The sequence below is a fragment of the Hellea balneolensis DSM 19091 genome, from assembly GCF_000428525.1.
Taxonomy (GTDB): domain Bacteria; phylum Pseudomonadota; class Alphaproteobacteria; order Caulobacterales; family Maricaulaceae; genus Hellea; species Hellea balneolensis.
Window position 1 is genome coordinate 26,533 of record NZ_AUAC01000007.1, and the last position, 15,416, is coordinate 41,948.

Genomic DNA, 15,416 nt, shown 5'->3' on the forward strand with positions numbered 1-15,416 from the left:
GCGTCTTGGGGCTTGTTGCCGTAATTTAACGTATTTCCCAAGATGTTCCTATATTATACCTTGCACTCAGCATGGTTTGTAGGCATTTGGATTTCGCAATGGTTTTATTATAGTTTCATCTCAAAATGCTTACTGCGCTCATTCAACAAGCCAAAAATGCCACGAAATACTCACTTGAGGGTTTTCAGTACCTTTTTAAAAGCGAATTCGCGGCCAGAATTGAAGTCTATTGTTTCATTTGGTTTTTTCCGGCTTTGGTGTTCTTGAAGTTATCACCAATTTATCTTCTGAGTTCACTACTCCTTTTCCTAATGCTACTAGCGACTGAAGCATTGAATACGGCTGTTGAAGTAATTGTTGATAAAGTTTCTCCTGAGATCTCTGCTATGGGAAAACAAGCTAAAGATTTGGGGTCTTTCGCTGTAATGTGCGCTTTAATAATGAATTTTGCGCATTTGGCTTTTGTTTTGACTAAAGTAAATTGGACGGCGGTTGATGTGAATTTAGCCATTATTTTTTCTCTTATCGCTCTTCTTATAGGTGTTTATCTGGCGGTATGGCCACATTCCAGAAAACGGATATTATTTTTGGTCACACCTGTTCTGCTCCTCTATTTTTTGGCTTTAGGCATATATTTGGCTTCAAACGCTTTTACAGGAGCTGGGTTTGATAATAAGGTTATATACCATTTAAAGACAGGCTTGAGCGGAGCGGGTTTTGCCGAATATACAGGCCTTATCCTATGGATGACCTTATATTCTGTTATCGGACTTGCTTTAGTTTATTTAGTGCATGATTTAATTGGCAAAAAAAAGAGAGGCATTTCCCAAAAGCTGTCCGGTTATATGACTCGTCAAGTCAAATTTGAAGCCACGCGAGGTGAAACGGATAGTACGCATAGGGTTCCCGACCAAAAAATAAAACACTGGCTAAGCCTTGGAGCATTACTGCTTGCTGTCATTTTAAACCCCCTTACCGCGAATCTCGCCACGCTATTGAATAGGCCTTCGCCTAAGCTCGTAACAATGTCAGATTATGAACTTTACGTTCAGCGTGATGTCGCCAGTCTTGCAAGCGAAGTTAAAATAAAGAAAAATTTTTTATTTGTTTATTTGGAAGGATTGGAAAGGACCTATTTCGACCCTGAATTATTTCCGGGTCTTACACCTAATTTAGCCGCTCTTGAGGCTAACCACATCAGCTTTTCTGATATACGCCAAGTTTACAACACGGAGTGGACAATAGCAGGTATGGTTGCGACGCAATGTGGCGTACCCATGTATACGCCGTCTCAAGGCAATACGATGAATGCCTATGACCAATTTATGCCCAATGCGGTTTGTTTAGGCGACATTTTGGACCGTAATGATTATCAACTTGAATTCTTAGGTGGCGGCGATTTGGACTTTGCTGGAAAAGGGAAATTTCTCAAATCCCATGGCTTTGATAAGGCGATTGGACGGGATGATCACGAGAAAGGAAATTTTTCTGAAGCGGAGTATAATGGTTGGGGGCTTTACGATGATACCCTACTCGGAGTGGCTTATGATAAATTTGTCTCCCTATCACAAAATGACGACCCGTTCGGGCTATTTGTTTTGACGCTGGATACACACCAACCTAAGGGACATGTCTCTCCATCTTGTGAAGGACGAGTCTATCAAGATGGATCAAATCCTTTGTTAAATTCTGTTTTTTGCACTGATCAGCTCTTTAGTGATTTCGTCAAGAAAATTCAGGCCACGCCTTATGTTGACGAGACTTTAATTGTAATTGTATCTGACCATATCGCTATGAACGGGACAACATCAGACCTTCTTGCAAAAGGGCAACGACGAAACTTGTTTATGATTATTGACCCGTCTGCGACAAAGCCTCTAAGAGTTGAGCGGCTTGCCTCTCCTCTCGATGTTGCGCCTACAGTCTTATCATATTTAGGTGTAGAAAGTAGCTCGATCGGTTTTGGCCGAAATTTATTTGCAGATAAGAAAACGCTTATTGAAGAGAAACCAGAGCATTTTAACTTCTTTTTATGGCAGGTTGGAAAGAAGATAAAATCGGAACTATGGAATTTCCCAGAGCTCTCTCAAGGGTTGGTATTGGACATAAAAACAGAGCGCTTGAATATAGGCCGGCGATGGATTTCTGTTCCAGCGATACTGGTGCTTAATAAAGATAATGAAATTTCTACATTAGAGTTTTATTCAGTCGATGCGGGGGAACGAAAAGGTTATCTGGTCAATAAACTCCCAAAAGAGATGCCCTATCTTTGGGTAGATAATTGCGCTGAGATGGAAGCGAAGCAACCAAATAATGCTGTATTAGTTTATACTGAAGGAGAGTGGTGCGCGGGCCTTGGTGAAAATAATAATCTGTTAAATGAAATTTCTAAGGTGAAACATCGGGGAAAAGTATTTCCTGAGATTTTTAAACCTTAGCCTGATGCGTCTTAAGTCTTATATTCTGCTGATATGTTAGCTTTTGGGAAAATGACGGCCATAGAGAGCTTTCCACTTGTCAGACGTAATATTTTCCCTTAAACGGCGCATCTTTAGAGGCGTGGTGAGGTAGCTCAGCTGGTTAGAGCGCAGGACTCATAATCCTGAGGTCGTGAGTTCAAGTCTCACTCTCACTACCATTTTCCTAATTTGTGATCACTTGCTCGACAGCACGCGTTTTCGTAGCATTTAGCGTTTTTTCTTTGTCTCTATTTTGGCTTTCTCTGCCTTTTCCAATGCCTTTTTCTCATCATAGTCTTTGATGAGCTTCGAACCATATTCGATGCTGGAGGGTTTCAGGATTGTACTTGCGGCATTTATCTGAGTGCCTTGAATAGTTGATCTTAGGCCCAAGCTTTCATTTTTTGGCGATAGGACAGGTTCTTCCAATGGAGGAAGAGATAAAGTTTCGGTATCCACAATCGTAATTTTAGGCTCTGGTTCTGGTTTGGGCGATAGTCTCAAAAGGGTACCATTATGACTATTTGCTAAAAACAACCCTCGCTGATCCATGACCATTGCCCCGGGTTTGCCCCAAGCACTTCGCTGCGAGCGGTTCATGAAACCGTCAAGCAAGACACGCGGCTGGCCGCTAATTTGCCCAAATTCGGTTGGAATGGCGATGAGGTGCATAGCATTAGGTCCGACTTGGCTCGCGATGATATGTTCTCTTAGTTGCGCAGGCCAATTAACCGGAAATTTATGACGCCCTGGGAGAAGTATATCCGCAACAGATTGCCCTGATGCGAAGCGGGTTGGGTCAGAGCCAAGCGCCCCCAAAGTCTCTCCATGTCCCGCCCAAATATTGGTGCTGCCATTGACGGCCACGCTGTTTAGGGGGCCTTTAGAGCTTTCAGTTATAAGCGAGGCTCGTCCTGTGGGAATGTCAATTTTTAAGACACGACTTGTTTGTGTATGTGTTGTGAGTCCAAGGATGAGTGATGGACTATTATGCATCGCTCTAAGAACATATGGCTGTCCCGAAGAATCTGATTCTCTTAGGCTTGCAATTTTTTTGGGGGGCTGACCGGGCATTATCGACCACACAGCATGTTGGTCCGCTACGTAAAGCGTGTCGCCAATTGCGGCTAACCCCGTGGGCTGTAGAAATGTGTGGGGAAGGGGGCGACGCAGGTCGATTTTTCCATCTAGTCCGCGGTCTGAGAGGGCCCAAATACGCCCTGTTTTTTTATCAGCAGAATAAATCGTCCCGTCTTCACTCAGTGCAAGGGCGGAAATTTCGCCCAAGCCTGTGGCGCTGAGCGTTATATCTAATTCAGGCAGCGTTTGCAGAGACCCAATACCTGTGCCGCGCTGAAGTTGAACGGGCATAGCGGGTGTGATGCGCTCTGACTCTTCTTCTGCCGTTGGCACAATATCCCAGGGCGCGGCAAAGCTATCAGTCGTTAGCAGAGCCATTATCGCTGTGATTAAAACGAATCGCATAAGCTCAACATGGCCTGAAAGCGTTAAGGAAGCGACACTTGCCTGCATTTGACCTGTATTTGCTCTGAATAAAATATCATAATCCAGACTGTCATCATTCGTTAATAGTCTTGTCACGGAGCTGTTATTCAGGTTAGCTATGATTCGATTGATATAAGGAGATTTGTCTTCAGTTTAAACGCGCAACACATTCAAAATTTCACGGTTGAGGTTGTCCTATGAGTTATCTGGATCAATCAATGAATGCATCTATCAGAGACGCTATTCCTGTTGCGCAAGGCAATTATCCTTGCCTCATTCTAAACGCAGATTATCAACCGCTGTCTTATTTCCCGCTCTCCCTTTGGTCATGGCAGGATGCTGTTAAAGCGGTCTTTTTGGACCGCGTTAATGTTGTTGATCATTATGAGCAAACAGTCCGCTCGGCGAGCTTTGAAATGGAAATACCGTCCGTCGTAGCACTTAAGGATTATGTTGCGCAAAATCGTTCTCCGGCTTTTACCCGGTTTAATTTGTTTCTGCGGGATGGGTTTGAATGCGTCTATTGCCAGAGCCCTGATGAATTGACATTTGATCATCTTATCCCGCGCCGTCTGGGCGGAAAGACGACTTGGCAAAATATCGTGGCAGCCTGTTCGAAATGTAACCTTCGAAAAGGGGGACGCTTGCCAAAAGACGCCGGTATGATACCGCAAATAAAGCCTTTCCGGCCGACCATGCATCAGCTCCAAGCTCAAGGCCGCCGCTTTCCGCCCAATCATTTACATGAGAGTTGGCTTGACTATTTATACTGGGACGTCGAATTAGAACCATGAGATTACATCCATATGCTATAATTATCGGTCTGGCCCTCGGGTTTTTTGTGTTGTTGACATTACGGCACCCTCCCTTTGCGCTCATGACAGCCATATTGGGCGTGCTTGGCTTTGATATGAGCTTCAAAGCCCGTGCCAAGAAGCTCGAACAAAAAGATGATGACGAATGAGAGCTCTTTTTCTTAGCGCTGTGTGTTTGGCCGTGAGCGCTTGTGGTCCCAAAATTGATACATCTCCTAATGTGATTTTAGAGACAGAGATGGGCCTTATTGAAATTGAAACCTATCCTCAAAAAGCCCCAGCCTCTGCAGGGGATTTCCTCAATTACGTGGACCGCGGATATTATAATGGCGAAGGCTTTTATCGCGTGGTTAGAGCAGATAATGATCCGCGTAATATGGGTATGTCGCTAATACAGGGTGGCCGCCTTGATACTGAACCCAAAGGAGACCCTATAGTACATGAGCCCACATCTCTGACAGGGCTGCGTAATGATAGCGGCACGGTATCCATCGCGCGTGATGCGCCGGGTACAGGCAGTGCTGCCTATTTCTTCATCAATATTGGCGATAATAATTTTCTCGATGAGGGCGGTGAGCGTAATCCGGACGGTGCGGGTTATGCGACCTTTGGTAAGGTCGTAAAGGGCATGGATGTTATTAAAGCCATTCAAGCTGGGAAAGCTGATGCGCCGACTGAAGAAGAGGTTGTTAGAGGGCAATATCTAACACGACCGGTTATCATCAAAAAAGCTTACCGTAAGTGATAAGACGAACGCTTTTAACGGGCTTGGCGGCTTTATTACTCCTAGGCTGCGGTTCTCAAACGAAGACTGTTGATGCGACCTATTATTTGGTGCGTCACGCGGAAAAAACGGCTGAAAAATTAGACCCTGGCTTGACACAAGCGGGACAAAAGCGGGCGAGTGATTTAGCTGACAGGTTAAGCAAAATCCCTTTAACTGCGGTATATTCAAGTGACTATATTAGAACGCGCGACACGGCCGCGCCTATAGCGATTCTAAAAAACTTGGAGGTCATATTATACGACCCGCGCGACTTAGACAGTTTTGCCAAAGGTATTGTAAAGCAAAACGGCCATATTCTTATCGTGGGGCATTCTAATACGACGCCGCAATTATCCGCTCTGCTTGGCGGCCCTGAGGGCACAGCTATCGTAGAGGCGACGGAATATGACCGCCTTTATATTCTGGAAAGACGCGGTGAGAATGTGACGGGGCGAATCGAGACTTATGGGGAGTAAAGATAATGGTTGATCAAACACCCAATCCACAAGAGCTTTATGAATGGCAAAAGCCAAAGCCCGCTTTCCAATTTGGGCGGGTTATGAACCGCTCATTTAGCGGCCTGTTCAGAAATATAAAACCGATAATGATCGTTATTCTGATAAGTTTAGTCGTAAGCTCGCTTGTCAGCGCGCCGATGTATTTTCTTGACTCAACAGACCCCACCGCTTTGATGCAAAGCCCATCTTATTGGATCATAACAGCTATGTCTTCTGTGTTTGGGTTTCTGTTCTTTATGTTTATCTGCGTATTTACAGATCATTTTGCCTTTGCGCATTTTACAAACAGGCCTGTTAAGTTTCGTTATGTAGCGCTAAGGTCTTTGAAGCTGACAATACCTATTCTTTTTATTGTCGTACTTTATTTTATCGCCAGCTATATCGGGATGATTTTCTTAATTGTTCCCGGCGTAATTATCTCTGTAGGCTGGGCCATTATTGGCCCGTCTTACCTGCATGAGGAAACGTCTCTCTTTGGAAGTTTTGGACGCTCTTGGGAGCTCACGCGGGGTTATAAATGGTGGGTATGGCTCGCGACCATTGTGATGGGGATTATCATGATGATCGTCTTCAGCCTCGCAGCCGTCCTGCTTTCAGTAACGGCTTATTCCGGCGTGACTGAGACGGATATTTCATCCGCCTTTACGGTTACAGCTTTTCTTATGGGATTGTTAATGAGCTTGAGCATGTATTTAGCCCTCGCGCTCTATGCCTCATTTACCACCGCACTCTATACAGAATTGCGGGAGCTGAAAGAAGGCCCTCTAGCCGAGGAAATGAGCGCCGTTTTTGATTAGGCCGCTGCCGCCTCGGCTTTTATCCGTCCGATCATGGCTTTAAGGCCATTAGAGCGTTGTGGAGATAAATGCTCCTGAAGATCAAGTTCTTTCAATATCTCCGTGGCATCGAGTTCGTGAATTTTTGAGGCTTTGCGATTTGAAAATATTTGCAGGGCAACTGCGACAAGGCCTTTGACGATATGAGCATCGCTATCTCCTCGGAAGGTTAAAACGGGATCATCGCCGCCTGTTTTGTCGCTTACAAGCCAGACTTGGCTGACACAACCTTTGACTTTAGTGGCTTCGTTCTTCTCGGCCTCGCTGAGAGGCGGCAAGGCTTTACCAAGGTCAATCACATGCATGTAACGCTCTTCCCAATCGGAAAGAAAAGCAAAGTCATCAATCATGTCCTGGATATCTTGCGGGTAGCTCATAGGAGCTAATTAGGGAGCGTGAGGCTCCCTTGCAAGTGTCATTCAGCCGCGACTTTTATCTCGGCCGCCGCATCTTCTTTTATCATGTCAGACGCTTTTTCAGCAATCATAATGGTCGGGGCGTTTGTGTTGCCAGAGACGACATTGGGCATGATAGAGGCATCTACAACGCGCAGACCCTCTATGCCGTGAACTTTAAGGCGGTCATCGACAACTGCCATATCATCATGGCCCATCTTACAGGTGCCAACGGGGTGATATTGCGTATCAGCGCGCGCCCGAATATCGGCTTTCAGCGCTTCGGTATCTGTCGTCCCCGCGACGTATTTTGGCTTACCTTTTATGGCGTCAAAAGCAGGAGCTTCCATGATTTGCGTCATCATCTTTGCGCCGCGCACCAATGTGTCCATATCGCGCTCATCTTTAAGAAAAGCCGGGTCAATGGCTGGCGGGGCTTCGGGGTCTGCGGATTTCAGCCATAATCCACCGCGGCTTTTGGGGCGCAACACACAGACGTGACAGCTATAACCATGCCCCCAGTGAAGTTTCCGCCCATGATCATCGACCATAGCGCGGACAAGAACGAGGGAAACGTCAGGGGAAGGCTCAGAGCGATCCGTATAAAGGAAGCCGCCGCTCTCTGCTAAATTGGAAGAGAACATACCTTTGCGCGTTTTACGGTAACGAAAAATCTCGCGCAGTGTCGGGAATGTGCCTTTGACGGAGAAACCAAAATTATCAAGCAAGTCGGATTGGTAGGAAATCACATAATCAATATGGTCTTGTAGATTTTCACCCACGCCTGGTAAATTGTGTACTTGCTCAATATTATGGGGCTCCAACTTATCTCTTGGACCAATACCAGAGAGCAAGAGCAATTGGGGCGACCCAAAAGCTCCGCCCGATAAAATCACTTCGCGGCGTGCTGTAATTGTGCGCGGCTTACCTTTGACCTTCACCTTAACGCCTGTCGCGCGGCTATTTTCAACAATAACTTTTTGAGTGAAAGCGTGGGTGATAACCGTCAGGTTCGGACGATCCATATGATCATCCAAAAAAGCACGGGCGGTATTCCAGCGCTCACCATCCTTGTGAGTGACCTCATACATGCCGAGGCCCTCTTGCTGCTCGCCATTAAAATCATCAGTGAAAGGCATTTGATTTTGACGACCAGCTTCGAAAAAAGCTTCATTCACCGCGCCGGGACTGCGTAAAGGCGCGACATTCAGCGGGCCGCCCTGCCCATGATAGTCATCCGCTCCGGCCTCACGGTGCTCACTTTTTTTGAAATAAGGCAATACATCTTTATAAGACCATCCTTTATTCCCGAGATTAGCCCATTCATCATAATCGGCTTTGTGGCCACGAATATAAATCATTGCATTGATACTGGAAGACCCGCCCAAGACCTTACCGCGGGGTTGATAGCCCTTGCGTCCGTTCAGGCCCTCTTGTGGCTCCGTTTCAAACCGCCAATTGCGTTTACCCAGCACCATATTCCAGATGGCGATACCGGGCGTAAAAACGCTCCAATGCTTATGGCTGCCGCCGGCTTCCAGTAAGCAAACTGAAACATCAGGGTCTTCTGTCAAGCGGCTCGCAAGGACGCATCCTGCGGAACCCGCGCCAACAATGATATAATCAAACTTATCAGTCATTATAAAATCTTCTTCATCAGGCCGAGCATCTTGCGGGTCTTATCCGTGTAGGGCGGGAATAGATTTTTACCTTGGCTAAAGCGGCTTTGCGTAAAGACGCCTTTCATATGAGAAAAGGTCTCAAAACCATGTTCACCATGATAAGCGCCCATACCGGATGGACCGACGCCGCCAAAGGGAATGTCTTCTTGAACAACGTGCCAGGCCGTTTCATTGATAGAGACCCCGCCTGAGATCGTTTCGGTCAAGACTTTTTCACGTTTGGATTTATCCTCTCCGAACCAATAAAGGGCTAATGGCCGCTCGTGACTTTGCACATATTGCATGGAGTCTTCGAGTGTCTCTGACGCGACGACGGGCAGAAGCGGACCAAAAATTTCTTCCTGCATAATTTTCATATCGGGCGTCGTCTCTGTCACAACGGTCAACGGGACGCGGCGTTCTTTGGCGAGTTGCTGTTTATCATCATCGCCGGCAACCCGTATACGAGCTCCTTTGTTTTCAGCGTCTTCCAGAAGGTCTTGCAGCCGAGCATAATGGCTATCCGCAATGATAGATGTGTAGTCTTTATTGCCTGCAAAAGTCGGATAAAAGCTTTCCGCTTTTTCAATAATGGCATCAGAAAAGCTGTTGATTTTTTCCGCCGGCATCAAAACATAATCCGGCGCAACACAGGTCTGCCCGGCATTGAGAAGCTTCCCATTTGCGATGCGCGCAACGGCGGTGTCCATATTTGCGCTTTCATCAATAATCGTCGGAGATTTGCCGCCCAGTTCAAGCGTGCAGGGGACAAGATTTTTGGCAGCAGCTGCCGCCACAATTTTTCCAACCGAGGTCGAGCCTGTAAAAATCATATGATCAAATGGCAATGCAGAAAAGGCCGAGGCGACTTTTACGCCCCCTGTGGCGACATAGACTTCGTCTTCGGTAAAGATTGTGCCCAAGACACGCTTTAACAGGTCTGACAAGCGAGGTGTATATTCGCTAGGTTTTATCATGGCGCGATTGCCTGCACCCAAAGCCCCGATCAGAGGCATAACAGCGAGTTGTAGAGGGTAATTCCAAGGGCTAATAATGCCAATGACGCCTAGCGGTTGCGGGATAATACGGTTGCTAGCGGGTTTATATTGCAGGGCCGTTGGTGCGCGGCGGGCCCGCATCCAATGTTTCGTGTGTTTAAGGGCGTGGCTGATACCGCCCTTGATAACGAGCAGCTCTGCAATAGTCGTTTCTTCATAAGCGCGATTGCCAAAATCTTCGGAAATAGCTTTTTGAAACTCTTCAGCATGTTCTTCGATGGCTTTTCCAAGTTTCTGTAAATTAGCTTTACGCTCACTCCAAGGCGGATTGGTATGTGCGTTGAAGGCCGCGCGTTGTTTGGCTAAAACGGAGTCTAAATCCGTACCTGTTCCCGCCTCTTTTTCTTTCAAATCAATTCTGACCATGTCCTCACCCTTATAGTTTATTCTTGTTGTATGTATTTATAGCATAAAAAAGGCGCGAATAAAATCGCGCCTCTTAAAGTATTTAATTTAGCCTAGAATGTCTTCCGAGCTGTTACGCCGTAAAATCTTGGGTCCTGTACGAAAGCAGAACGTGAACCGCTACGCAGTGTGGTGTTAAAAGTAACACCGCGTGTGATTTCGTTTGTTAGGTTTGTCGCCCAAGCCTCTAGTCCCCAACCATGAGCTTCATTACCGATACCGGCGCGAAGATTGATCTTGGTGTTAGCTTCCTGAACATCAAACGGAACTGCAACGCCTGTAGTTGGGCTGAATGCTTGTGTGGATGTACGGCGGTCACTTTCATAACGCACTGACCCATTTAAGAAGAATGTGTAGTCACCACCAAGGCTTCCATCATAAGTGGCTCCAATGATACCGACGGTCTTGGGTGCATTTGTCAGAGTATTTCCGCAAAGCGACGTTACGTTGGCAGCAGTTTGGTTTCCTGCGCAGTCATCTGGATACTCTGCATTAAGGAGTGTCAGGCCACCATTTAGAGTGATGTTATCAGTCGGTCTCAATACGGACTCGATTTCAACACCCTTTGTTTGCGCTTTAGGAACGTTAAAGGTTTCAAAGCGTGCGCCTGTGAACTCTAGAACTTGGAAATTGTCAAATTTCTCAAGGAAGGCGGCAACATTTAATGTCATCATGCCGTCCAGTAATTTCGATTTCATACCAATTTCGTAAGCATCAACTTCTTCCGAGGCAAAGCGTGGGTCAGCTCCGCCAATTGCTGCTGTTGAGTCCAGATTGAATCCGCCTGATTTATAACCATGCGTGAAGCTGGCATATGTCGAGATGTCATCATTGACTTCGTATCCGAGCTTACCTGTGTAGATAAGCTCATCATCTTTAAAGGTGTCGTCAAATGTTCGCGGTAAAGGTAGAGGCGTCGCAAATGCAAGCGGGTGATCCGCAGGCGCGAGGAATGGGAAGCAACCCAGAACCGTCAGGTTACCTGTCAAAGAGGCTGGTAAAGTCCCGTACCCACCCGTGGCACCGTTAAATGCTGCCAATTGCGCAGTACATGACGCATAATTTGCTTGAGGTTGAGAAAAACTACCATCTTTCGATTCATCAGAATAGCGTAGTCCGATTGTTACGTCCAATTTATCCGTAATATCAAAGATATTATGGGTAAAGATTGACCAACTCGTACTGTCTTGTGTGTACAAGTTCTGTGTTCTGGCCTCTGCAGGGTTTTGACCGCCTGATATGAATGGCAGGGTGCCACCAAGTCCAAGGATAGGTGCACTTGGGAAAGTTCCGCCTGTACCTGCAAGCAATAGGGCGTCTGAGAAGGCGCTATAATCCGTTCCTAGGCCAAAATTGACGGCCTGTTTTATGTCCTCTTCGGCATAGAAACCGCCGACTAACCAGCTAAGTCTGTCATCCATGGCGTTGCCTTGAAAACGAAGCTCATGGGTCATTGTATTAATTTCAGTGCTTCCTGGAGGTAGCCCACTATTAGCAGGACCTACATTAAATAGGTCCAGTCCTGAGAAGGCAGAGTCGTAAACTTCAGTCGCATCATATTCACGATAAGAACCAATATAGATGGCATCAACATCATCATTGATAGCATATTCAACTTCAGCGGTAAGACCCGTTTGCTTGCTTGAGGGATTTGGAACTTGGCCAGACGTCGCGATGCGGTCATCGACAGCGGCTTGTGCGCCGTCAAAATCGGTTGCGCTGGTTGCAACATTTGGTGCCGCCATCCCGCCGCGAGCGCCAAGGCCCACAAGCCCAAATATACCGCCAGCTTCTACTGGAGATCTCAAGACCTCAAGCGCCGAGCAGCAGACTGAGTCGCTATTGGAATGATCAATAATGACGCGGCCCTTCCAGTTTTCTTCACCTTGGAAGCCGATTTGTCCGCGAAGGTAATATTGATCTACGGAATTTGACTCGCCGAGTTTATTTCCCCCTGCATCAATAACATCGACATAACCATCTCGTTTACGAATGGCGCCCGTCAGGCGGGCTGCGACTTGGCCTTCGGCCAATGGAATATTGACAGCGCCTTGCAGGCTCTTGTGATCGTAATTACCATAAGTGGCGTTGATGAAGCCGCCGGCTTCATCAAGATCAGGCCTAACATTTGTGATATTCAAAGCACCGGCAGATGTATTTCGGCCAAAAAGCGTGCCTTGAGGGCCGCGAAGGACTTCGACGCGTTCGACATCAACAAATTCACCAAGCGCGACACCTGGACGTGATTGATATGCGCCGTCAACAAAAATACCGACGGCAGACTCGAAACCAATATTGTTAGAGGTTGTACCCACACCACGAATTCTAAGAACGACCGAGCCTGATGCAATTTGTGCATTTGATGAGGCAAAGCTTGGCGCAACATTGGACAGGTTTTGGATATTAAGTACACCTTGCTTCTCGAGATCTTCAGGCAGAATAGCTGTCACCGCAATAGGGATATCCTGAATACTTTCGGCCCGGCGTGTCGCCGTTACGATAACTTCATCATCAACTGTATTGGATTGAGCAATTGCAATCTCTGGCACAGTCATGGCTGAACTGGCCAATAAACAAGCGGATATTAACTTAAAGGTTTTCATGAACATCTCCCCGATGCGTTATTATGTGTAAGACGGCGCTCTTGCGCTCTGCCCTTACAGAGAAATAATCACATTATGATGGCTTTGCCAAATAGATAATAGGCAATTTGTTGCATATGTTTGGGAGCGCGGCTTTTTCGCCACAGTTAGGTTAAGAGCGAGCGCTGCTTTTTACGGCTTGAAGCATCGCTTTTGCACGGCCAGACACGCTATCTTCACAGGCCGCTATTTGCGTATAGCGCCGACGGAGCTTTCCGGGGGCATCGCCGAGGGCTTTTTGGCCAAAGCTTTCTGCTTTGCCATAAAGATTGGATAGCGCTGCAGCAGGGCCTTGCGCGGCGATAAAGCCTGAACCTGTTTTGACGGGGTCTGTGGCGTAGTGGCGCTTATAGCCGTCCGTGCCAACGCCAAGGTCAATGCGCTTATAGCCAAGGCTTTCAGATGCATCGATAAGCCCTTCGAGAAGTTGAATACCGGGCGCATAGCTGTGAAGCTCTCCGTCATAGGCGACAATCCAGCTATGGAAGGTAGCTCCGTCGGATAAGCCTAAATCAATTGCAGCTAAGCGTTCTCCGAAATAGAGCGCCTGCATATCGCACCGAAGAGTCTCATCAGGACGTTTCCAAAGCCGCTCTAAAAGCTCCATCGTCCAATCAGCGGAGAGGACATCATATTTTCCTGTTTCCGCAAATTTTTGCTTTTTCCAGCTTATGAGTTGTTTGAATACGGCTTGATCTTGGGACTTCCATACAAAACGCGGCTCGCCTATATCTTCACTTGCTTTACGGGTGCGGCGGCGATTGCTTTTCAAGTGACGTCGATAACTTCCGTCTCTCTCACGTCTCCACGCTTCAGCCCCGTCATTGAGGCTGAGCAAGACACCGTCTTCCTCGTTTTGAATTTGCGGGTCCATTTGAGAATTTACAACGGCGCTGAAATGAAAGGCTCCTATGCCCGACGCTTTTAAGACCTCAACCGGATCAATTACAGTGTCTTCTCTGCAAATAAAGCCGTGATAATCCGTCATAGGCGCGCCAACAGGCCGCGCAAAACGCTCGCCTTGATAGGGCAAGAAACCCACAGGCAAATCGTTTTCATACAAACATGCAATGAAAACGTCATCGCGTAGTTCGGCAATTAAAGCAGTATAATCTATATGAAAATAAGGGCTGTAGATCTGGGGGTTACCCGCACGAAACGCCGCCCAAGCCGTGCGATCTGTCTCGCTGAGCTCAGAAGCCCGCTTGATGAGAATGTTAAAGCTTTGTCCCACGTCTAAACGACCCTTTGTTCACAAGTGATCGATGGACTAGCAAAAAAGAGTTAGAAACCGCTTAAGATTGCGCTTTGCGCGGTCATAAATGGGTCCTATTGTCGTCACATGGGAGCTCACCACCATCACGGTCATTCACACGGACACAGCCATCACGGTCATTCCCATATGGGCGGGAATAACCGTATGCGCGTGGGTGTTGCGGCGCTTCTAACCGGGTTTTTCATGATAGCCGAAATTATTGGCGGTCTCGTTTCAGGCTCTTTGGCTCTACTGGCGGATGCGGGTCATATGATGACAGATTTTGCAGCTCTGGCGATGGCCTGGGGGGCTTTTACTCTCGCGAAACGTCCGGCTAATTGGAAGCATACTTTTGGCTATGACCGCTTTACGATTCTGGTCGCATTTGTAAACGGATTGACGCTTAGCCTGATTGCGGTTTGGATATTATGGGAGGCGGCGGCCCGTCTGCAAGCGCCCGGAGATGTTCTGGCGGGGCCCATGCTTTGGATCGCTATAGGTGGTTTAATTGTGAATCTGATTGTGTTCAAAATCCTGATGGGGGCAGATCAAGAAAATTTGAACATTCGAGGCGCGGTCTTACACGTCTTGGGCGACTTGCTCGGCTCCGTCGCTGCCATCATAGCCGCGCTTGTTATTTTGCGCACAGGCTGGACACCTATTGACCCCATTCTTTCGGTCCTCGTTGCCGTCCTCATTTTACGCAGCGCATGGTTTTTAATCAAAGACAGTTCGCATATCCTATTAGAAGGCGCCCCGCCCCATATTGACCGCCGAGCAATTCGTGAGGATTTACCGGTACAGATTGAGGGACTAATCTCTGTCGAGCATATTCACGCATGGTCCATCACGCCCGAACGACCCATGTTGACCTTGGAAGCCTTTGCGACAGATGAGGCCAATTTGGAGGTTGTAAGCCTAGCCATAAAAGAACGTCTTCAAACTCAGTTTCATATTGATCACGCGACGGTGGATGTGATGCGTCAATCCTCGCAAAAAACGTCCTGATCACACAGTTTTATCGGGGTCTCTGAGAGATGAATTCTTGTTGCTGAATTTACGCTTAGTGTTCGAACATAACACAATTTGTCAGGACATGT

13 protein-coding genes and 1 tRNA gene are annotated in these 15,416 nt (G+C 47.2%); 8 read left to right on the plus strand and 6 right to left on the minus strand.

Annotation, left to right across the window (positions count from 1 at the left end):
* Nucleotides 1-125: 125 nt before the first annotated feature.
* Together F569_RS0111935 and F569_RS0111940 are read left to right on the plus strand one after the other, a co-directional pair.
* A complete protein-coding gene (locus tag F569_RS0111935; RefSeq protein WP_026942386.1) occupies nucleotides 126-2,438 on the plus strand; it encodes a diacylglycerol kinase in 2,313 nt (770 codons plus the stop codon).
* Nucleotides 2,439-2,561: 123 nt separating this feature from the next.
* Nucleotides 2,562-2,638: transfer RNA gene (locus F569_RS0111940), tRNA-Met, on the plus strand.
* Between the two features lie 49 nt (nucleotides 2,639-2,687).
* Here the strand turns inward: F569_RS0111940 and F569_RS0111945 are convergent.
* Nucleotides 2,688-4,061, minus strand: a complete 1,374-nt coding sequence (locus F569_RS0111945) for an NHL repeat-containing protein (RefSeq protein ID WP_026942387.1) — start codon at nucleotides 4,059-4,061, stop codon at nucleotides 2,688-2,690.
* 122 nt (nucleotides 4,062-4,183) lie between these two features.
* Here F569_RS0111945 and F569_RS0111950 point away from each other — a divergent pair, with 122 nt between their 5' ends.
* From F569_RS0111950 to F569_RS0111970, 5 genes are read left to right on the plus strand one after another with little or no spacing between them, the layout of a single operon-like run.
* Complete coding sequence (locus F569_RS0111950) at nucleotides 4,184-4,759, plus strand: HNH endonuclease (RefSeq protein WP_051279842.1); 576 nt, start codon at nucleotides 4,184-4,186, stop codon at nucleotides 4,757-4,759.
* Nucleotides 4,756-4,929, plus strand: a complete 174-nt coding sequence (locus F569_RS19580; protein ID WP_154813741.1) for a hypothetical protein — start codon at nucleotides 4,756-4,758, stop codon at nucleotides 4,927-4,929. The genes F569_RS0111950 and F569_RS19580 overlap by 4 nt, the downstream gene beginning before the upstream one ends.
* Entirely contained in the window at nucleotides 4,926-5,525 is a 600-nt protein-coding gene (locus F569_RS0111960) for a peptidylprolyl isomerase (protein ID WP_026942389.1), read from the plus strand. The genes F569_RS19580 and F569_RS0111960 overlap by 4 nt, the downstream gene beginning before the upstream one ends.
* Complete coding sequence (locus F569_RS17870) at nucleotides 5,522-6,022, plus strand: SixA phosphatase family protein (RefSeq protein WP_051279843.1); 501 nt, start codon at nucleotides 5,522-5,524, stop codon at nucleotides 6,020-6,022. The genes F569_RS0111960 and F569_RS17870 overlap by 4 nt, the downstream gene beginning before the upstream one ends.
* A gap of 5 nt (nucleotides 6,023-6,027) precedes the next feature.
* A complete protein-coding gene (locus tag F569_RS0111970; protein WP_026942390.1) occupies nucleotides 6,028-6,861 on the plus strand; it encodes a YjgN family protein in 834 nt (277 codons plus the stop codon).
* Here the strand turns inward: F569_RS0111970 and F569_RS0111975 are convergent.
* The 5 genes from F569_RS0111975 to F569_RS0111995 form a co-directional block, all read right to left on the minus strand.
* Complete coding sequence (locus F569_RS0111975) at nucleotides 6,858-7,277, minus strand: SufE family protein (protein WP_026942391.1); 420 nt, start codon at nucleotides 7,275-7,277, stop codon at nucleotides 6,858-6,860. The genes F569_RS0111970 and F569_RS0111975 overlap by 4 nt on opposite strands.
* A gap of 38 nt (nucleotides 7,278-7,315) precedes the next feature.
* Nucleotides 7,316-8,935: a GMC family oxidoreductase gene (locus F569_RS0111980; RefSeq protein ID WP_026942392.1), complete on the minus strand. Its 1,620-nt coding sequence runs from the start codon at nucleotides 8,933-8,935 to the stop codon at nucleotides 7,316-7,318.
* Complete coding sequence (locus tag F569_RS0111985) at nucleotides 8,935-10,380, minus strand: coniferyl aldehyde dehydrogenase (RefSeq protein ID WP_084169007.1); 1,446 nt, start codon at nucleotides 10,378-10,380, stop codon at nucleotides 8,935-8,937. Before F569_RS0111985 ends, F569_RS0111980 begins: the two co-directional genes overlap by 1 nt.
* A gap of 92 nt (nucleotides 10,381-10,472) precedes the next feature.
* On the minus strand, nucleotides 10,473-13,022 hold the full coding sequence (locus tag F569_RS0111990) for a TonB-dependent receptor (protein ID WP_026942394.1): 2,550 nt from the start codon (nucleotides 13,020-13,022) through the stop codon (nucleotides 10,473-10,475).
* A 151-nt stretch (nucleotides 13,023-13,173) separates the two neighbouring features.
* Nucleotides 13,174-14,295, minus strand: a complete 1,122-nt coding sequence (locus tag F569_RS0111995) for a GNAT family N-acetyltransferase (RefSeq protein ID WP_026942395.1) — start codon at nucleotides 14,293-14,295, stop codon at nucleotides 13,174-13,176.
* A gap of 108 nt (nucleotides 14,296-14,403) precedes the next feature.
* Here F569_RS0111995 and F569_RS0112000 point away from each other — a divergent pair, with 108 nt between their 5' ends.
* A complete protein-coding gene (locus F569_RS0112000) occupies nucleotides 14,404-15,324 on the plus strand; it encodes a cation diffusion facilitator family transporter (protein WP_026942396.1) in 921 nt (306 codons plus the stop codon).
* Nucleotides 15,325-15,416: the final 92 nt, after the last annotated feature.